Annotated in this window: 19 protein-coding genes; 11 read left to right on the top strand and 8 right to left on the bottom strand. The window is 70.5% G+C overall.

What is annotated here, in order from left to right:
• Nucleotides 1-212 precede the first annotated feature (212 nt).
• Both U1T56_RS05745 and U1T56_RS05740 read left to right on the top strand, forming a co-directional pair.
• Nucleotides 213-1004: an HpcH/HpaI aldolase family protein gene (locus U1T56_RS05745; protein WP_418158488.1), complete on the top strand. Its 792-nt coding sequence runs from the start codon at nucleotides 213-215 to the stop codon at nucleotides 1002-1004.
• A 27-nt stretch (nucleotides 1005-1031) separates the two neighbouring features.
• Nucleotides 1032-2003 carry a hydroxyacid dehydrogenase gene (locus tag U1T56_RS05740; RefSeq protein ID WP_418158487.1) on the top strand — a complete coding sequence of 324 codons (972 nt, stop codon included), beginning with the start codon at nucleotides 1032-1034 and terminating at the stop codon, nucleotides 2001-2003.
• Nucleotides 2004-2024: 21 nt separating this feature from the next.
• On the opposite strand, the gene U1T56_RS05735 is transcribed toward U1T56_RS05740, so the two are convergent.
• Nucleotides 2025-2909 (bottom strand): zf-HC2 domain-containing protein, encoded by an 885-nt coding sequence (locus tag U1T56_RS05735; RefSeq protein WP_418158486.1) that lies wholly within the window; start codon nucleotides 2907-2909, stop codon nucleotides 2025-2027.
• A gap of 319 nt (nucleotides 2910-3228) precedes the next feature.
• On the opposite strand from U1T56_RS05735, the gene U1T56_RS05730 reads away from it, so the two are divergent.
• The 5 genes from U1T56_RS05730 to U1T56_RS05710 all read left to right on the top strand — a co-directional run bounded on the left by U1T56_RS05730 (nucleotide 3229) and on the right by U1T56_RS05710 (nucleotide 8042).
• Nucleotides 3229-5256, top strand: coding sequence for an elongation factor G (locus U1T56_RS05730; protein WP_418158485.1), 2028 nt, complete (start codon nucleotides 3229-3231; stop codon nucleotides 5254-5256).
• 109 nt (nucleotides 5257-5365) lie between these two features.
• Complete coding sequence (locus U1T56_RS05725; protein WP_418158484.1) at nucleotides 5366-5632, top strand: hypothetical protein; 267 nt, start codon at nucleotides 5366-5368, stop codon at nucleotides 5630-5632.
• Between the two features lie 295 nt (nucleotides 5633-5927).
• Nucleotides 5928-6614: a monofunctional biosynthetic peptidoglycan transglycosylase gene (gene mtgA / locus U1T56_RS05720; RefSeq protein ID WP_418158483.1), complete on the top strand. Its 687-nt coding sequence runs from the start codon at nucleotides 5928-5930 to the stop codon at nucleotides 6612-6614.
• 62 nt (nucleotides 6615-6676) lie between these two features.
• A complete protein-coding gene (gene cobW / locus U1T56_RS05715; protein ID WP_418158482.1) occupies nucleotides 6677-7714 on the top strand; it encodes a cobalamin biosynthesis protein CobW in 1038 nt (345 codons plus the stop codon).
• A gap of 100 nt (nucleotides 7715-7814) precedes the next feature.
• Nucleotides 7815-8042, top strand: coding sequence for a hypothetical protein (locus tag U1T56_RS05710; RefSeq protein WP_418158481.1), 228 nt, complete (start codon nucleotides 7815-7817; stop codon nucleotides 8040-8042).
• A gap of 9 nt (nucleotides 8043-8051) precedes the next feature.
• Here U1T56_RS05710 and panC read toward each other — a convergent pair whose 3' ends face one another.
• The 3 genes from panC to U1T56_RS05695 form a co-directional block, all read right to left on the bottom strand.
• A complete protein-coding gene (panC, locus tag U1T56_RS05705; RefSeq protein ID WP_418158480.1) occupies nucleotides 8052-8918 on the bottom strand; it encodes a pantoate--beta-alanine ligase in 867 nt (288 codons plus the stop codon).
• Nucleotides 8915-9769 (bottom strand): 3-methyl-2-oxobutanoate hydroxymethyltransferase, encoded by an 855-nt coding sequence (gene panB, locus U1T56_RS05700; protein WP_418158479.1) that lies wholly within the window; start codon nucleotides 9767-9769, stop codon nucleotides 8915-8917. The genes panC and panB overlap by 4 nt, the downstream gene beginning before the upstream one ends.
• Nucleotides 9770-9843: 74 nt before the next feature.
• Nucleotides 9844-10788, bottom strand: coding sequence for a dihydrodipicolinate synthase family protein (locus tag U1T56_RS05695; protein ID WP_418158478.1), 945 nt, complete (start codon nucleotides 10786-10788; stop codon nucleotides 9844-9846).
• Nucleotides 10789-10993: 205 nt separating this feature from the next.
• On the opposite strand from U1T56_RS05695, the gene U1T56_RS05690 reads away from it, so the two are divergent.
• On the top strand, nucleotides 10994-14683 hold the full coding sequence (locus U1T56_RS05690; RefSeq protein ID WP_418158597.1) for a bifunctional diguanylate cyclase/phosphodiesterase: 3690 nt from the start codon (nucleotides 10994-10996) through the stop codon (nucleotides 14681-14683).
• Here U1T56_RS05690 and U1T56_RS05685 read toward each other — a convergent pair.
• The gene (locus tag U1T56_RS05685) at nucleotides 14659-14886 is read right to left on the bottom strand and encodes a hypothetical protein (protein ID WP_418158477.1); all 228 of its coding nucleotides are present in this window, start codon (nucleotides 14884-14886) and stop codon (nucleotides 14659-14661) included. The genes U1T56_RS05690 and U1T56_RS05685 overlap by 25 nt on opposite strands.
• Nucleotides 14887-15008: 122 nt before the next feature.
• Here U1T56_RS05685 and gcvA point away from each other — a divergent pair, with 122 nt between their 5' ends.
• Together gcvA and U1T56_RS05675 are read left to right on the top strand one after the other, a co-directional pair.
• The gene (gcvA, locus tag U1T56_RS05680) at nucleotides 15009-15941 is read left to right on the top strand and encodes a transcriptional regulator GcvA (protein WP_418158476.1); all 933 of its coding nucleotides are present in this window, start codon (nucleotides 15009-15011) and stop codon (nucleotides 15939-15941) included.
• A gap of 51 nt (nucleotides 15942-15992) precedes the next feature.
• A complete protein-coding gene (locus U1T56_RS05675; protein WP_418158475.1) occupies nucleotides 15993-16601 on the top strand; it encodes a YqgE/AlgH family protein in 609 nt (202 codons plus the stop codon).
• Here U1T56_RS05675 and U1T56_RS05670 read toward each other — a convergent pair.
• Nucleotides 16598-16888, bottom strand: coding sequence for a Dabb family protein (locus U1T56_RS05670; protein ID WP_418158474.1), 291 nt, complete (start codon nucleotides 16886-16888; stop codon nucleotides 16598-16600). The genes U1T56_RS05675 and U1T56_RS05670 overlap by 4 nt on opposite strands.
• On the bottom strand, nucleotides 16885-17181 hold the full coding sequence (locus U1T56_RS05665) for a hypothetical protein (RefSeq protein WP_418158473.1): 297 nt from the start codon (nucleotides 17179-17181) through the stop codon (nucleotides 16885-16887). The genes U1T56_RS05670 and U1T56_RS05665 overlap by 4 nt, the downstream gene beginning before the upstream one ends.
• A 213-nt stretch (nucleotides 17182-17394) precedes the next feature.
• Here U1T56_RS05665 and U1T56_RS05660 point away from each other — a divergent pair, with 213 nt between their 5' ends.
• Entirely contained in the window at nucleotides 17395-17832 is a 438-nt protein-coding gene (locus U1T56_RS05660; RefSeq protein ID WP_418158472.1) for a CBS domain-containing protein, read from the top strand.
• 34 nt (nucleotides 17833-17866) lie between these two features.
• Here U1T56_RS05660 and pip read toward each other — a convergent pair whose 3' ends face one another.
• The gene (pip, locus tag U1T56_RS05655; RefSeq protein WP_418158471.1) at nucleotides 17867-18820 is read right to left on the bottom strand and encodes a prolyl aminopeptidase; all 954 of its coding nucleotides are present in this window, start codon (nucleotides 18818-18820) and stop codon (nucleotides 17867-17869) included.
• Nucleotides 18821-18825: the final 5 nt, after the last annotated feature.

The following is an 18825-nucleotide window of genomic DNA, read 5'->3' as shown; positions in this document are numbered from 1 at the left end:
ATAGAGTTGATCCGGCCCGCTTAGGGCTAGCTTGCTGATTTATCATTATTACCTCATAGCGATTTATCCGGATTATTGCAATTCGACCTTTTCGCGTCGCTATACCATGGTAACAACAAGACCATCTGCCGCACCGTCGCTGGACAAGCCTCCGCGTCCCGCTTAGCGTCGCCCCGGTCGAAGCGATGCACGATTGGCGGAGTGGCAGGAGCATGCGGCAGAATGCCCTGAGGCAGGCCTGGGCAGAAGGAAGGCGGACGATCAATGGCTGGCTCTCGATGCCCTCGGGCTTCACCGCCGAGGTCATGGCGCATCAGGGCTGGGACAGCCTCACCATCGACCTGCAGCACGGGCTGATCGACTACCAGACCGCCGTCCACATGCTGCAGGCGATCTCGACCACGGACGTGGTGCCGATGACCAGGGTGCCCTGGCTCGATCCCGGCATCCTCATGAAGATGCTGGACGCCGGCGTCTACGGTGTGATCTGCCCGATGATCGAGAGCGCCGCCCAGGTCGAGGAGCTCGTGCGCGCCTGCCGCTACCCGCCACGTGGCATGCGCAGCATGGGGCCGATCCGGGCGCTGCTCTATGGCGGCGCCGACTATGCGCGCCACGCCAACGACACCGTTCTCGTCATCGCCATGATCGAGACGGCGCAGGCGCTGAGCGAACTCGAGGCGATCCTCGCGGTCGACGGGCTGGACGGGATCTATGTCGGCCCGTCGGACCTCTCGAACGCCTTGGGCTGTCCCCCTGTGCTCGACCCGGAGGAGCAGAAGATCGTGAGCGCGATCGAGCACGTCCTGCGCCGGGCCAAGGCGAAGGGCCTCGTTGCCGGCATCCACACCGCGACCCCGGCCTACGCCAGGCGGATGCACCAGCTCGGCTTCGACTTCGTGTCGGTCGCCTCGGATGCCCGCCTCCTCGCCCAGAAGAGCCAGGAGGTCCTGGCCGAGATCCGCGGCGGCGCCCCGGTCGCGACCACGCCCCGCACCTACTGAGCTCCGCACCTACTGACCGCAGCGCCCATGCCGCACGTTCTCGTCGTCGGCCACATCCGTCAGGAAGGGCTCGACCTCCTGCGGGCGGTTCCCGATGTCACCGTCGAGGTGCTGGACAACCCGAACCCGGCCCGCATCCTGGCCGCCATGCCCCAGGCCGAGGCGGTGATCGTGCGCACCGCACCGATCGTGCGCGCCATGATCGAGGCCGCACCCCGGCTCAGGATCGTCTCGCGCCACGGTGTCGGCTACGACAATGTCGACCTCGTGGCCCTCAACGAGCGGCGCATCCCGCTCGCGGTCGCGGCCACGGCCAACATGATCGCGGTGGCCGAGCACGCCTTCTTCATGATGCTCGAGCTCGCCAAGCTCGGCCGCGCGCACGACCGAGCCGTGCGCGCGGGCGATTGGGACTTCCGCAACCGCTTCGCGGCGATCGAGCTTTGCGGCAAGCGGCTCCTGGTCGTGGGCTTCGGCCGCATCGGCCGCGAGCTCGCGCGCCGGGCCAAGGCGTTCGGGATGACGGTGGCGGCTTTCGATCCCAAGCTCGACCCGGCCGTCGTCGACGCGGAAGGTGTCGAGCCCGAGCCGGCGCTTCTGCGCGGCCTCGCCCGCGCCGACGTGGTGAGCCTGCATCTGCCGCTCGGCCCGGACACGCGCGGGCTCATCGGTCGCGAGCAGCTTCGGGCGATGCGGCCGAACGCCATTCTGATCAACACGGCGCGCGGCGGACTCGTCGACGAGACGGCGCTCGCGGAGGCGGTGCGGGAGGGCTGGATCCGGGGCGCCGGCCTCGACGTGTTCGAGACCGAGCCGCCCCGCCCGGACAGCCCGCTTCTGGCCGAGCGCCGGGTGCTGCTCAGCCCGCACTGCGCCGGGGTCACCGGCGAGGCCGCCGTGCGCATGGCGCAAGAGTCGGCGCGCAACGCACTCGCCGCCTTCAGCGGCAGCCTCGATCCCGCGGTCCTGGTCAATCCCGAGGTGCTGACGGGCCGATAGGACCGGTGATCCGGCGGCGCCTCACGGCACGAACCGACGCAGTTCCTCCTCGGGCGTCCCCCGGCCGATCACCGTATAGCGGAAGCTGCCCGTCTCCCAGGTGAGCTCGCGCAGATCGCCCGCATCGTGCAGCGCCGCGACGCCGGACGGCTTCGGAGCCGGCGCTCTCGCCTCGGCCGGCAGCGGCTGGACGAAGAGCGCCACGGGCGTTTCCGCATCGGCCGCCGTCTCCGAGCGGCCATAGATCAGAACACCTGCCTCCCCGGTCGCGAGTTCGGCCCGATCGGCGCCGACCGGGCGAAAGCCTTCGGGGATCGGCAGAGGCGGTACGGGGCGCTCGAGCTCCTGCGACAGCCAGGCCTGGAGGCGCTCCGCATCGTCGCTGCGGAGCGCCAGCACGTGATCGCCCCGGATCAGCTGACTGTAGGCCTGCACCGTGGGATCGATCCCGTCATCGGTCCGAAGAGAGGTTCGGGCGAGCTGGTAGACCGTCCCCAGCGCCATCGCGATCAGCACGACCCCGACGAGGCCGGAGGCCCGGCCGCGTGCCGTAACCCGTGACACCAGCAGCGGGCGGTGGCGGTTCGGACCCGGCGTCGGCGGCGTCTCGGTGGCGGCGCTGCTGCGCGGCGGCGGCAGGACGCGGGGCAACGGCAGGAGATGATGCGCAGCACCGCTGCGGCTGCTCGCGACCAGGTCGAGCTCGAGGCCCTGCCAGACCGAGCCCACCTGTTCCATCGAGCGGAAGCGCCGTTGCATCTCGCGCTCGAACTGCCGGAGCCGCTCGACACGCGCCCGACAGCCGCCGCAGATGGCGAGATGGCGGCGGAGGATGGCGCTGCGGCTTCGCCCCAGCCGCCCGTCCAGGAACGCCTCGAGGTACCGTTCGAGGTCACCGCACTGCATGACGACCTCCCACGAAGGCCGGTCGTTGTGATCGCGCTGCCGGCATCGTCGGTCGTCGGGCACGAGAACGCTTCGACGACGTCGTGGTAACATTCCCTCAACCCGGCCTCGTGCGCAACGGCGATCGTGATGGTTCGGCGCCGGGCCACACCGGAATGGCGGCGAGGACGCCGAGCGGACCGTCACGATCTTGTCGTTTTCCAGTTGCCAAGCCGACGATCCGCTTCGAACATGCATGGTCCGGACAGCCGATCGCTGCGGCACGACCCGGACCTCGCCGGCCCGCGGCGTGTCGCCTTCTTGGGAGGGAGGCTCCGTCATGGGGTCAAGAACGACGACGAGGAACGTAGCGCTGGTGGGCCCTAGCGGCTCCGGCAAGACGACGCTGCTCGAAAGCATGCTGTTCGTCGCCGGAGCGATCGGGCGCAAGGGCAGCGTGGCCGAGGGCAACACGGTCGCCGACAGCAGTGCGGAGGCTCGAGCGCGGCGGATGAGCACCGAGGTGAGCGCCGCCTCGTTCCGCTGCCACGATCTCGACTTCACGATCCTCGACTGCCCCGGCTCGGTCGAGTTCGTCCAGGAGACCTATGGCGCCGTCCTGGGCTGCGACCTCGCCGTGGTCGTGGTCGAGCCCGTGCTCGAGCGGCTGATCGCCGTGGCGCCGCTCCTGCAGTTCCTCGATACCAACGCGATCCCGCATCTGATCTTCATCAACAAGATGGACCGCTCGGACGTCCGCTACCGCGATCTCCTGCAGACGCTGCGCCAGCTCAGCGCCCGGCCGGTGGTCCCGCACCAGTACGCGATCGGCCGCGGCGAGGAGCTCGTGGGCTATATCGACCTCGTGAGCGAGGAGGCGCACGCCTTCCGCAAAGGGACCGCTTCGGATGTCATCCCGTTGCCCGAGGAGTATCGCGAGCGCGAGCAGACGGCCCGACGCGAGATGCTGGAGATCCTCGCCGATTTCGACGACGACCTGCTCGAGAAGCTGCTCGAGGATCAGGAGCCGCCGCAGGAGCAGATCCTGCGCGACCTGCAGAAGACCCTGGGCGCCGACCAGGTCGTTCCCGTCTTCATGGGGGTGGCCGAGCAGGACATGGGGGTGAGGCGCCTTCTCGCGGCCCTGGCCAAGGAGGCGCCCGACCCGAGCGTGCGCGCCGCCCAGCTCGGCCTCGAGAACGACGGCGCCGCGATCGTGCAGGTGCTCAAGAACTACTACTTCCCGCACACCGGCAAGCTGTCCCTGGTCCGGGTCTGGCGCGGCTCGGTCAAGGACGGCACGATGCTGGGCGACATGCGCGTCGGCGGGGTCTACCGCCTGTTCGGCGGCCAGCAGCAGAGCGTGGGCTCGGCCGAGGCCGGCGAGATCGTGGCGCTGGGGCGGCTCGACAACGCCCGCACGGGTACGTTGCTCACGACCGGGTCGGGGCCCGCGGACGGGATGGTGCCGCAGCCGCCGGCACCGAAGCCGATGTATGCCTTCGCGATTACGGCGAAGAACAAGAACGACGAGGTCAAGCTGTCCGGCGCTCTTGCCAAGCTCACCGACGAGGACCCGTCGCTTCTGGTCGATTACGACCGCGACACGCACCAGACCGTGCTCTGGGGCCAGGGCGAGATCCATCTGCGCGTGGCGCTCGACCGGCTGAAGCAGAAGTACAATGTCGAGGTCGAAGGGCACGCGCCCCGCACCCCCTATCGCGAGACGATCCGCAAAGGTGCCCACGCGCACGGCCGCCACAAGAAGCAGAGCGGTGGCCACGGCCAGTTCGGTGACGTCAAGATCGAGATCCGGCCGCTCCCGCGTGGCGAGGGCTTCCAGTTCGAGAACAAGATCGTGGGTGGGGCCGTGCCCAAGCAGTTCATCCCGGCGGTCGAGGCCGGCGCGCGCGAGCATCTGCAGAAAGGCCCCTTGGGCTTCCCGGTGGTCGACGTGGCGGTGACGCTCCACGACGGCCAGTTCCACAGCGTCGACAGCAACGAGCTCTCGTTCAAGCTCGCGACCGCGCTGGCGCTGAAGGAGGGGCTGCCGCAGTGCGAGCCCGTACTGCTCGAGCCCATTCTCAGCGTCACGATCTCGGTGCCGAGCGACTACACCTCCAAGGTCCTCCAGCTCGTCACCGGCCGGCGCGGCCAGATTCTGGGCTACGAGGCCAAGGACGGCTGGAGTGGCTGGGACGAGATCAAGGCGCAGATCCCCCAGGGCGAGATGCACGACCTGATCGTCACCTTACGCTCCTTGAGCCAGGGCACCGGCTTCTTCGAGTGGAGCTACGATCATCTGCAGGAGGTGCCGGACCGCATCGCGCACGCGATCGTCGAGAAGCACCGCGAGGCTGCGGCATGATCGGCTTTTGACGTAGATGCGCGGAAGCGCCTTGATCTGGATCAAGTCGCTTCCGGACATCCTCGGCGACAATCGCCCGACAGCGAAGCGATCGATGGGAGGTCGAGCCATGCTGACGTTCGAGGACTGTCTCGGCGTTGCGAATCTGACGAGAGAGGAGGTGGACGCCATCGCCGAGCACGAGCATCTGCCGGAAATAGTGGCTCTGGAGCTCGGTCGCTATCTCTGCGAGACCCCCGAGGGTGAGCGGCGCCTCTCCCGGATGATCCTGGACGACATCGAGGCCGCGCGCCGCAAGGGCGATCTCGCCGGCGCGGCCCGCCTGCGCATGGTCCTGCGTCACTTCGTGCAGAATCGTCAGATCCGCGCCGCCTGACCGGCACGGGGCTCGCGCCCGTCCGTGCTCCCGCGCAGGGTGGACAGGTGCGGCGGAGCGCGCTTAATCGGCTCGGGCGAGGCCACGATCTCGGCCTCTAGAAGCTGACGGGCCGAGGATGAGCGAGGGCGTGTGGAGCAGGATGCCGGCTTGCCGCTTCCGGAAGCATCGGAGAAGGAGCTGGTCGGCGCCGCCGCGGGCCGCTCGCCTCGGGCTCGTCTAGGCCGTGGTGACCGGCCCGGCGCCGCTTCGCAAGCCTGCTCGCAAGCCGCCCGCCGGCGGCACGGCTGCCTCCGTGCTGCGCCGCCGGCATGCCGGCCGGGGCTGGCGCCGGCTCGGCCGGATCGCGCTCGTCCTCCTTCTGCTGCCGACCTTCCTGATCCTCCTCTTCCGCTTCGTACCGCCGCCGGTGACGCCGCTCATGCTCTGGCGCCTCGTGGAAGGCGAAGGGCTCGACAAGGACTGGACGGCGTTCGCGGCGATTTCGCCCCACTTGGCCCGTGCCGTGATCGCCGCCGAAGACAACCGCTTCTGCGAGCATCACGGCATCGACTGGCCGGCGCTGCGCCACGAGATCGGTCGGGCCTGGGCCGGCGAGCACGCGCGGGGAGCGAGCACGATCAGCATGCAGACCACGAAGAACGTGCTGCTCTGGCCCGGCCGCGATCCCGTCCGCAAGGTGCTGGAGGCGGCGCTCACCCCACAGCTCGAGCTCTTGTGGGGCAAGCGGCGCATCATGGAGGTCTACCTCAACGTCGCCGAGACCGGCCCCGGCATCTACGGCGCGGAGGCTGCGGCGCGACGCTTCTTCAAGAAGCCGGCCGCCAGGCTCACTCGCCACGAGGCGGCGCTGATCGCGGCCGTGCTCCCGAATCCGCGCCGCTGGTCGCCGCAGCGCCCGACCCGCTACATCGCGCAGCGCGCCAGGATGATCGAGCGGCGCATGGAGCAGCTCGGGCCGCTGCTCGACTGCGTGCGCTGAAGCGGGCATAAGCGCCTGCGACCACGAGCCAACGCGAGCAGCGAGGGAGACAGCCTACCGCCATGCGTGCCTCCAAGATTCCGGCCACCATCGTCACGGGCTTTCTCGGCGCCGGCAAGACCAGCCTGATCCGCCATCTCCTGAACGAGAGCCGCGGGCGGAGGATCGCGCTCGTCATCAACGAGTTCGGCGATCTCGGCGTCGACCGCGACCTGCTTTTGGGCTGCGGGATCGAGGGCTGCGGCGAGGACGACGTGATCGAGCTCGCCAATGGCTGCATCTGCTGCACCGTCGCCGACGACTTCCTGCCGACCATGCGGCGCCTGCTCGCCCGCGCCGAGCCGCCCGATCACATCGTGATCGAGACCTCGGGCCTGGCCCTGCCGAAGCCGCTCGTGAAGGCGTTCACCTGGCCCGAGGTCCGCACCCGGGTGACGGTGGACGGTGTCGTCGCGGTGGTGGACGCCGAGGCCGTCGCCGCCGGGCGCTTCGCCACCGATCCGGCGGCGCTCGAGGCGGCGCGCCGGGCCGATCTCAACCTCGACCACGAGAGCCCGCTCGAGGAGCTGTTCGAGGAGCAGATCCTGTGTGCCGACATGGTGGTGCTGAACAAGCTCGACCGGGTCGACGCGGCGGCGCGCGCCCGGGCCGAGGCCGCGATCGCCGAGCACGCCCGGCCGGCGGTGAAGACGGTAGCGGCACGCTTCGGCGCGGTCGATCCCGCGGTGCTGCTCGGGCTCGGGGCCGGGGCCGAGGACGATCTGGCATCCCGACCCTCGCACCACGATGCCGAGGGCGGCGAGCACGACCACGACGATTTCGAGAGCTTCGTCGTCGAGCTCGACGCGGTGGCGGAGCCCGAGCATCTGCTCGACCGCATCCGCACGGTCGCCCGCGCGCACGACATCCTCAGAATCAAGGGCTTCGCCGCCGTCGACGGCCGGCCGCTGCGCCACGCGGTGCAGGCGGTGGGCGAGCGCGTCCAGGGCTATTACGACCGCCCCTGGCAGCCCCACGAGCGCCGCGCCACGCGGCTCGTCGTGATCGGCCAGCGCGGCCTCGACCGCCCGGCCATCGAGGCGGGCCTGCGCGGCTCATAAGCCGGGAAGTCCGCCCCGCTGCCGTCCTCCTGGCGCGCCGTCTGAAGCTCCTTTCGGCGGGGAGCGCACGTGGGCGACGGCGGCCACGGGCTTCCTCAAAATGACCGTCTACGCGGTGATCGTCGCGGCCATGTACCTGAACACGGCGCTCGGGCTCGTCGTCGGCAGCGCCGTGGGCGTGCTGATGTTCCGGCTGCTGCGGCCTCTGGGCGTGGGCTGGACCGTCCGCCGCCTCGCCGTCGGGCCGCTGCCGGACGGGATGCGGCTCACCTCCGGTATGACCGGCACGGTCGTCGTCGAGCCGAAGGAGGAGCGCAAAGGCGCCTGACCGGCCTCATCAGCGCGCGGCCGGACCAACGGGCACGTTGTCGATCAGCCGGACCTTGCCCAGGAAGACGGCGGCGAGCAGGCGCGCCGGGCGGTCGGCCACGTGGTCCAAAGGCGCCAGGGTCTCGGCGTCGCGCAGCTCGAGATAGTCCACCTCGGTGAAGCCTTCGACCAGCAACCGCTGGCGCGCCGCCTCGAGCCGCGGCCCGGCCGGGGAGCCGTCGGCCAGCGCATCGGCGAGATCGCTCAAGACCCGGTAGAGGCCGGCGGCGGTGCGCCGCTCCTCGGGGCCGAGATAGAGGTTGCGCGAGGACATGGCGAGGCCGTCGGGCTCGCGCACGGTGGGGCCGCTTCCGATCGCGGTCGGAATGTCGAGATCGCGCGCGAGCCGCTTGATCACCTGGAGCTGCTGGTAGTCCTTCTCGCCGAACACGGCGAGGTCGGCCTGAACCTGGTTCAGAAGCTTGGTCACGACCGTGGCGACACCGCGGAAATGGTGCGGGCGGGTGACGGCGCACAGGCCCTCGCTGACCCCCTGGACCTCGACCCAGGTCGAGAAGCCCGCCGGGTACATCTCGGCGACGTCGGGCATGAAGACGAGATGCGCCCCTATGCGGGCGAGCTTCGCGAGATCGCCCGCCTCGTCGCGCGGGTAGCGCGAGAGGTCTTCGGCCGGGCCGAACTGGGTCGGGTTCACGAAGATCGAGACCACGACGCGGTCGGTGCGGTCGAGCGCCAGGCGCACGAGCGAGAGATGGCCCTCGTGCAGCGCGCCCATGGTCGGCACGAGGCCGATCGTGAGCCCCTGGCGACGCCAGGTCCGGGTCTGGACACGCAGGGCCGCGATGCTGCGCACGACCTCGATCGGGGCACTCATGCCGGTGCTCCACCTTGCGGAGCCGCGGGTGCCGCGGCCGGCTGGTAGACGTGCTCTTTCCCCGGGAAGCGGCGTGCCCGCACCTCCTCGGCGTAAGCCTTGGCCGCAGCATCGATGACGCTCGCGAGATCGGCGAAGCGCTTGACGAAGCGCGGGGTGAAATCGGCGAAGATGCCGAACGCATCGTCGCTGACCAAGATCTGACCGTCGCAGGCGGCCGACGCGCCGATGCCGATCGTGGGAATCGGCACGGCGTCGGTGATGCGCTGCGCCAGGGGCTCGACCACGCCCTCGACCACCACGGCGAAGGCGCCGGCTTCCGCGACCGCGCGCGCGTCGGCGAGGATCCGCTCGGCCTCGTCCTCCACCTTGCCGCGCGCCCCGTAGCCGCCATAGGTGTTCACGGACTGCGGCTGCAGGCCGATATGGGCCAGGACCGGCACGCCGCGGGTGACGAGGAAGGCGATGGTCTCGGCCATGACCGCCCCGCCTTCGAGCTTGACGGCGGCGCAGCCGGTCTCGGCCATCAGCCGGGCAGCGTTCCTGAAGGCCTGGGCCGGGCTCTCCTGGTAGGAGCCGAAGGGCATGTCGACCACGACCAGGGCGCTCGCGGCGCCACGGACGACGGCGGCGCCGTGGGCGATCATCATCTCGAGCGTGACCGGCACGGTCGAGGGCAGGCCGTAGATCACCATGCCCAGGGAGTCGCCCACCAGCAGCATGTCGCAGTGCGGATCGAGCAGCCGCGCCATGGGCGTGGTGTAGGCCGTGAGGCAGACGAGCGGCGAGCCCCCCTTGCGGCGGCCGAACGCGGCTACGGTCATGCCGCGGGTACGAGCGACCTGGCTCATCGCGTTCATCCATACCGACGGACGGAGTGGGGCCGGTTAAAGGCGATGCAGGGCCAGGCGGTCAAGGGCGGCCTTCAGCCGGCGGCGACGCTGTAGAGGTCGGGATCGTAGCCGCAGCCCGCCGCCTCCAGCTTGTGCACGAGCTCCTGGCCGCTCGGGCCGTCGAGCGCCACGAGCGGTGCGCGCACGTGGCGCCACTCGTCGTCCTTCTGGCCGTCGGCGATGACGTACTTCACCGCCGGTACCAGCGGGGAATAGACCTCGAGCGCCTCGCGCACGAACCGGACCTGGCGCATCCGCGCCTCGGCCTTGGCGCGGTCGCCCGTCACGAAGGCGTCGAATACCTCGCGGCTCGTGGCGCTGTTGATGTTGGCCGCGGCCGAGATCGTGCCCGCACCGCCGGCCTCCAGCACCGGCAGGAGCTCCTTGTCGGAGCCGGCGAACACGGCGAGCTCGGGGAAGCTCCGGATCAGATCGAGCAGGTGCGCGAGGCTCGCCGAGCTGTCCTTGATGCCCTTGATTGTCGCGGGGTAGGCCCGGAGCAGGCGCTCGATCACCGCCTTCGTGATGGGCGTGCCGGTGATCTGCGGGTGGTGGTAGAGGAAGAGCTCGAGCCGGTCGTCGGCGAGCGCGTCCAGGACCTCGGCATAGGCGCGGTAGAGGCCTTCGTCGAGCACGCGGCGGAAGAAGAAGGGTGGCAGCATGGCCAGACGGCGGCAGCCGAGCCCGAGCGCATGGCGGGCGAGGGCCACCGTGTCGGCGCGCGCGCAGGTGCCGACACCGACCATCAGGAACTCGGCCGGGATGCCGGCACCGACCAGGGCCTCGAGAGCAGCCTGCCGCTCCGCGACCGAGAACGAGGCCGCCTCGCCCGTGACCGCGAACACGCCGAGCCCGTGGCAGCCGTGGCGCAGGAGCCATTGGGCATGGCGCGCGAACCGCTCGACGCTGATGGTGCCCGAATAGTCGACCGGGGTCACGATCGCGGCATGGATGCCGCTCACCTGATTCTTGCTCATGATGCGTTCCCTTACGGCGGCACGACAAGCCTAATGCGCTTCGACGTCGACGCCCATGCGGTCATCCGCACGCCTGCCCTGCCCGATCGGAGAATCTTGCATCCTCGGCGTCGAGGCGATACAGCGAACGTATTCCATCAACTTGGAGGCGACCGCTAACGGGCGGGCTGCTGCCTCGAGGCGGGAGGAGCGCACCTTGTCAGGGATGGTGCGTGGCGATGCAGGTCCGGCCGAGAAGCCGGTCCCGGGCTGCGCCGAGGTGCTCGACCCTCCGGCTCGGCGGCGACGCCGGCGCCCGTGGCCGCCGGTGGTGCCGCGGAGCGTTCCGGGCCGCCTGCGTCTCGTTGTCGTTCTGGCGCTGTTGCCGGTGCTCGCTCTTCTCGTCCGCAGCGAGCACGAGGAATGGGCGCTCCGTGTGCAGCAGGCGCAGGAGCAGGCGCTCGCCGATGCCCGGCTCGTCGCCGGCGAAATGGAGCGCATCATCGAGGGGGTGCGTCATCTGCTGATCGCGGTGGCAGAGCTGCCCCCGCTCACCGGAAGCGACGGGCCCGCCTGCAGCGCGATCCTGGCCGGTCTGGCCCGTCGCTTCGCGCATCTGCGGGACATCGAGGTGATGGATGCGCACGGCCGGGTCTTCTGCGCCGCCCTGCCGGAGCGCGTCGGCGCCGTCCACGACGTGGCACCGGATCTGCTGCGCGCGACCGCCGAGGAGGGACTGCATGTCGGGGCCTTGCACGTTTCGTCCTCCGGCGAGCCCGTCCTGCCCCTTCTGCTGATCCTCTCCCGGCCCGAAGGCCGGCCGGCGGTCATCGCCTCGGCGGAGCTCCGCCTGTCCTGGCTCGCGGAGCATCTGTCGCACCGAGCGCTGCCGCCACAGGCCTCGATCATGGCCCTTGCCGCCGATGGCGGCATGCTCGTCCAGCTTCCGGCTCACGTGCCGGCCTCAGGAAAGGTTCCGGAGCCCTATGTGCTGGCATCGCGGGCGGAGGAGCCCGGCGTCGTTCGCTCCGTGGCCGCCGCGGAGCCCGACGGTGTGGCGCGCATCATCGGCTATGTGCGGCTGTCGGGGGTTCGCGAGCGTGTCACGGTCACGGTCGGGCTGCCGGAGGCGCGGGCGTTCGCCGGCATGCGGCGGGCGATCGTCCTGGATCTCGCCGCCATGGGCGGCGGCGCCCTGCTCGTGTTGTTCCTGGTCGTGCTGGGGAGCCGGCATCTCGTCAGCCGGCCCGTTGCCGCCCTGGCCGCCGCCGCCCGGCGATGGCGCGCCGGCGACCTGACGGCACGCGCCCCGATCCGGCATCCCGAATCCGAGCTGGGGCGCCTCGCCGCGCTCTGCAACGACATGGCCGCGACGCTGCAGGAGCGGCAGGAGCGGCTCGCGGCCCGCGCGGCCGAGCTCGACACCATCATGGCGGTCGTGCCGGCGTCGATCATGCTGGCCCACGATCCAGAAGCGCGCCGGATCACCGGCAGCCGGCGTGCGGCCGAGCGCCTGCGGCAGCCCTACGGCGGCAATCTCTCGTCCACCGCTCCCGACCGGGAGGGGCCGTGCAACTTTCGGATCTTCAAGGATGGCCGGGAGGTGCCGAGCGAGCAGCTTCCGGTCCAGCGGGCAGCGCGCGGCGAGATCGTGCTGAACGAGGAGCTGCATATCGTCTTCGCCGACGGTACGTTCGTGGACGAGATCATGAACGCCATGCCGGTGCGCGACGCGCAAGGCACCGTCATCGGCGCGGTCGGCGCCGCCATCGACGTGACGGCGCTCAAGGAGGCGGAGCGCCGGCTCAAGGAGAGCGAGGCCCGTCTCAGGCAGGAGCACCGTCAGCTCCTGCTGGCGCTGGAAGCCGGCGGGCAGATCGCCTGGAGCTACGACGTGGGTGCCGGACGGGCGTCCATCCAGGCGGGGGCCGCGCCATGGCTGGGCTGGACGTCGCAGGAGCTCGACTGGGACACGCAGCGCTGGCTGGAGCTCGTGCACCCGCTCGATCGAGAGTGCGTCGAGGTGGCCTACGCTACCTTCCTCGCGGGCGGCGCCCCTTCGCTCGAGCACGAGTATCGGCTGCGTCGCAGGGACGGCGGCCATAGCTGGGTGGTCGATCATGCGGTGGTCGAGGAGCGCGACGATGCCGGAAGACCCTTGCGGGTCATCGGCACCACGACCGACATCGACGAGCGCAAGCGTGCCGAGCTGGCGCTGGCGGAGAGCGCCGGACGTCTGCGCCTGGCGCTCGAGGCCGGCAGGATCGGCATCTGGGAAGCCGATCTCGCGACGGGAGTCATCCATCTGCAAGAGGGCTGGCGCGATGGGATGCCCGAGGCGAGATCGCTCGCCGAGGCGACGTTCCTGGCGCGCCTGCATCCCGATGACGCGCCGGCCATGCGGGAGCGTGTGGCGCGACTGCGTGCCGGCGAGCTCGATGCGTTCACCAGCCAGCAGCGCGTCCGGAGCAGGAACGGCTATCGCTGGATCGAGACGATCGGCCGGGTGGTGCAGCGGGACGATCGGGGCCGCGGGCTCCGGATCATCGGCACGGTCAGCGACGTCACGGCGTACCGGGAGGCCGAGGCGCGGGCCTACCGGCTCGCCCACCACGACCCGCTCACGGGCCTGCCCAACCGGCTGCTGTTCCAGGACATGCTGCGGCGGGCCTGCGCTCGGGCCGAGCGGGAGGACGGCCGCTTCGCGCTCATGCTGCTCGACCTCGATCATTTCAAGCACGTCAACGACACGCTCGGCCACAGCGCGGGCGACGCGCTCTTGAGCCAGGTGGCAGAACGCCTGCAGGCCACCTTGCGCAGGAGCGACCTGGTCGCCCGCCTCGGCGGCGACGAGTTCGCCCTCCTGGCCGGGCCGGCCGAGGAGCCCGCAAGCTTCGCGCTCCTGGCCGAGCGTCTCGTCACGGCGCTGGGCGAGCCCTATCGCGTGCACGAGCACGACGTGCATACGGGTGTGAGCGTCGGGGTGGCCGTGCTGCCGCGCGAGCGGGCCGAGCCGGAGAGCCTGCTCGCCAACGCCGATCTGGCGCTCTATGCCGCCAAGGAGGCCGGGCGCAGCGGGTGGCGGTTCTTCGATCCGACGTTGCAGGAGCAGGCGCATCGGCGCAGCCGGCTCGAGCATGACCTGCACCGGGCGCTGGCCCAGCAGGAGCTCACCCTGCACTATCAGCCCATCTTGAGCGCCGCCGACCTCGCGGTGGTGGAGCTCGAGGCGCTCCTGCGCTGGCACCATCCCGCGCGGGGCCTGATCCTGCCCGGCGAGTACCTGCCCTTCGCCGAGCGCAGCCGGCTGATCCTGCCCTTGACCCGCTGGGTGATCGGCGAGGTCATGGAGCAGGCCGCACGCTGGCAGGCGGCAGGGCTCCCGGATCTGCGCATCGCCGTGAACGTCCCGGTCGCGGCGCTCGCGGAGAGTGGGCTGGTCGGGCACGTGACGGCCCGGCTCGAGGCCCACGGACTGCCGCCCGGGATGTTTACGATCGAGGTCACCGAAGGGGCCATGGACGATCAGGGCAAGGCCATGGCCACGCTCGGCGCCCTGCGCGGACTCGGCATGCAGGTGGCGGTGGACGACTTCGGGACGGGCTGCTCCTCGATGGTCCGTCTCGGCAGCCTGCCGCTCGACCGGCTCAAGCTCGACGGCACGCTCCTCGCCGCCGCGGGGCGGCAGGCCGATCAGGAGGCTTTCCTGCGAGCGATCGTTGCGCTCGGCGCCAGCCTGGGCCTGCCGGTCGTGGCCGAAGGCGTCGAGACGAGCCGGCAGTTCGAGATCCTGCGCCGAGTCGGCTGTGCCCAGGTGCAGGGTTTCCTGTTCGCGCGGCCGATGCCGGCGAGCGAGCTGCCGGGCTGGCTGGAACGCTGGGCCGAGGAGCGTCAGCGTCGGTGCGCAGCGCTCTGACGGCCGGGATCGATGCGGCCGGCGGGCGAGGCCGGATCGTCCCACAAGCCGATGTCCTTGAGCAGATGCGGCGACAGTTCGCCCGGGTCCAAGGCCCTGGGCCGTGCCGGCCGGGTCCGCAGCGCTCGCCAGCGCCGCATGAGCCAGCCTTTGCCGAAGAGCGGCGCGCGAGAGGCTCTCGCCGTGACGGGAGCAGGGGACATGATTCGCCTCTTGGGTTGTCGGCGCTGCACGAAAGCGCCGGCCGACAGGACCAGACTGCCCTGGACAGGGACGGCCGACCAGCCGAAGCTCGGCGGGTATCCATAAAGAGAGCTTATGCAGGATGCGTCGTCATCTGCCGCCTCTCGCCGCGGTGCGCGCCTTCGAGGCGGCCGCGCGGCTCGGCAGCTTCACCAAGGCCGGGGAGGAGCTCGGCGCGACCCAGGCCGCGATCAGCTACCAGATCAAGCTGCTCGAGGAGCGGGTCGGCACGCCCCTGTTCCTGCGCCTGCCGCGCCAGGTGGTGCCGACCGAGGCCGGCCGACGGCTTGCGGCCGCGGTCAGCGAGGCATTCGACCTGCTGCAGGCGGCGTTCGCGAGCTTTCGCCAGGAGACCGAGAGCGTGCTCGCCATCAGCTCGGTCCCGTCCTTCGCCGTCCGCTGGCTCGCCCCGCGCCTGGGCGCCTTCCAGCTCGCCCATCCGAGTCTCGCCGTGCGGCTCACGACCGCGAACCGGCTGGTCGATTTCGCCCGCGAGGAGGTGGACGCCGCGATCCGCTCGGGCCGGGGCGATTGGCCAGGCCTCGAGGCGCATCCTCTGCTCCGCGTCACCTTCACGCCGATGTGCAGCCCCGACTTCCTGCAGCGGACGGGTTCCGTCGACTCCCCTGCCGCCCTCTTGCGTCTGCCGCTCTTGAGCCCGACCGACCGCTGGTGGCGCCGTTGGTTCGCGCTGGCCGGGGTCGAGGCGCCCGTGCTCGACGGACGTGGCGCCATCGGGCTCGATTCGCAGCCGCTCGAAGGCAGCGCCGCGCTGGCGGGTCAGGGCGTCGCGATGCTCACCCCCGAGCTGTGGCGGGACGAGCTCCGCGCCGGGCGGCTCGTCCAGCTCTTCGATCTGGTCGGCGACGAAGGGCACCATTACTGGCTGGTCTATCCGAAGGTGCTCCGGCGCCTGCCCAAGATCCGGGCGTTGCGCGACTGGCTCCTGGTCGAGGCCGAGCGCTACGCCGCCGAGCTGTCGGGTGCCATGGCGTCGGCTCCTCCGAAGGAATAGCATGGAGGATCGGCGCGAGCCGCATGACCGCCAAGGAGGCGAGAGATGTGCGTGGCGAGGTGGATCGGCTGCCTTCTCGTGCTGCTCGTGAACGGGGCCCAGGCCGCCGCCCCGCCTGCGGACCGGGACGAGCCGGCTGCGAGCCTGGCCGGACGGCTGCTCGTGGCGGACCCCGGCCTCGCCGACCCCAACTTCGACCATACGGTCGTGCTGATCCTGCGCGACGGCTCGGAAGGAACGCTGGGCCTCGTCCTGAACCGGCCCTATGGCAAGATGCCGACGGCGGAGCTGTTGCGCCGCCTGGGCCTCGACGGGAAAGGCGTCACGGGTGAGACCGAGCTCTTCTATGGCGGTCCGGTTCAGCCCGAGATCGGCATGGTGGTGCACAGCCCCGACTACGAAGGACCGCACACGCTGCGCATAGCACCGGGACTCGCCGTGACCGGCGATCCCGAGGTGCTGGCCGACCTCGCCGCCGGCAAAGGCCCGCGCCAGGCGATTCCGGTGCTGGGTTATGCCGGCTGGGCGCCGGGCCAGCTCGCGGGCGAGATCGCTGCAGGGGCGTGGTTCTCGATCCCGGCCGACCCGACGCTGGTGTTCGCGCCCGATGCCGGGAGCATGTGGAAGCGGGCCATGGCGCGACGCGGAATCGAGCTCTAGCCCGGCACCTCGTAGTCCGCGGCGATCCTGAGATCGCGGCGCGGGCGGACCACGGCGATGGCCTCCTGGTAGAGCGGATGCGCCTTCCAGCGCTCGAGCTGCTCGAGATCGTCGAACTCGCCGTAGACCACGACGTCGATCTCCTGCGAGAGGCGATCGTGCTTTTCGTTCAGCGCCACCTCGAGGCGGCGCGCATGCGGGATCTCCTGCAGCCTGGCGAGGCCGGCGCGGATCATCGGCACCTCGGCAGGATCCTTGGCGCTGAACAGGACGATGTGGCGGATCACCCCGGCCGGCCCTCCTGCCCGTCACGGCCGGGAAGAGCCCGACCGGCGAGCCCCCAGAAGGCGAACGGGTTCGCGAGCGACAGCCACGGGTTGAAGCTCGCCCAGGCGGCGAAGAGGCGGCCGGGATCGGCCAGCCGGAACGGGTCGAGGAAGGCGGCCACGCTGTCGAGGTCGGGGCTCGCCTTGAGGCTGATCGACAGATATTCCGCCCCTTCCTCGGGGACCTTTCTGTGTCGGATCTCGATGTCGACGTGCGGCAGCTTCGCTACCGCGCGGGTCTCGTCCACGGGCATGGCCCCATGTCTCCCTTTCCTTCTGTTGCGATGCAGCATAACTTGCCGACCCCGTCGCGTCCAGGGAGCGACCGGGCCGGTCGCCGCCGGCCGGGGATCGTGGTAGGGTCGACGGCACGGGTGGATTCAGCGTGGTCGAGAGAGCGGCCGGCCGCGGGTCGGCGACGGTTCGCGGCGATGAGCTCTCGAGCAACAGCCGAGGAGAGGTGCGGGATGCACATCCAGACGATCCTGGCGCGCAAGGGCAACGAGGTCCGGACCATCGGGCCCGAGACGACCGTGGGCGAGGCGGTCCGGCGCATGCGCGAGGAGCGGGTCGGCTGTCTCGTCGTCTCGAGCGACGGTGCCAAGATCCAGGGCATCATCTCCGAGCGCGGCATCATGCACGCCATCGCCGACCGCGGTGTCGGCGTCCTGAACGAGCCGGTCCGGAGCATCATGACCGAGCGCGTGTTCACCTGCACGCCCGAGGACCGCATCGGCACCCTCATGGCGATGATGACGGAGCGGCGCATCCGCCACATCCCGGTGGTCGACGGTGACGGGCGGTTGTGCGGCCTCGTCAGCATCGGCGACGTGGTGAAGCATCGTCTGGACGAGATCCAGAGCGAGGCCGAGGCGATGCGGGAATACATCGCCGGGATGCACTGAGCCGCTCGCGGAGCGGGCGGCGGAGACCGCGGTCTCAGCCGCCGTCCGCGAACCGATCGGTCGCTTCCAGAAGATGATGGCGGATGCCGGGTTCGGAGACGGCGTGGCCGGCATCCTCGACCATCACGAATTCCGCCTCGGGCCAGGCACGGTGCAGTTCCCAGGCGGTCTGCGGCGGCGTAGCGATGTCGTAGCGGCCCTGGACGATGACGCCCGGGATCGACCGCAGCCGCCCGGCATCGCGTAAGAGCTGGCCTTCCTCGAGCCAGCCGCCGTGGACGAAGTAATGATTCTCGATCCGGGCGAAGGCGAGCGCATACTCGTCCTCGCCGTGCTGGCGGCTGTAGTCGGGGTTGGGTAGGAGCGTGATGGTCTCGCCCTCCCACAAGCTCCAAGCCCGGGCGGCCTCGAGCTGAATCGTCCGATCGGAATCGGTGAGGCGGCGCCGGTAGGCCGTGATCAGGTCGTGGCGCTCCTCCGGCGGGATGGGGGCGAGGAAGCGCTCCCACTTGTCGGGGAACAACAGCGAGGCGCCGTGCTGGTAGTACCAGAGCAGCTCCCAGCGCCGGAGCGTGAAGATCCCGCGCAGGATCAGGCCCGTGACCCGCTCGGGATGGGTCTCGGCATAGGCCAGCGCCAGGGTGCTGCCCCACGAGCCGCCGAACACGAGCCAGCGCTCGAGCCCGAGCATGGTGCGCAGGCGCTCGATATCGGCGACGAGATGCCAGGTCGTGTTGGCCGCGAGCGAGGCGTGCGGCGTGCTGCGGCCGCAGCCGCGCTGGTCGAACAGGAGCACGTTCCAGCGCTCGGGATCGAACAGGCGGCGATGGTCGGGGCTGCACCCGGCACCCGGCCCGCCGTGCAGGAACAGGGCGGGCTTGCCTTGCGGGTTGCCGCACAGCTCCCAGTAGAGCTCGTGGCCGTCGCCCACATCGAGCCTGCCGGTCCGGTAGGGCTCGATCGGCGGATAAAGGTCGCGCAGGCGCAAGGCCA

This window comes from Benzoatithermus flavus, from assembly GCF_037908215.1.
Lineage (GTDB): Bacteria > Pseudomonadota > Alphaproteobacteria > Geminicoccales > Geminicoccaceae > Benzoatithermus > Benzoatithermus flavus.
Note: the sequence above shows the minus strand (reverse complement) of the source record. Positions and strands in the feature narration are given on the sequence as shown.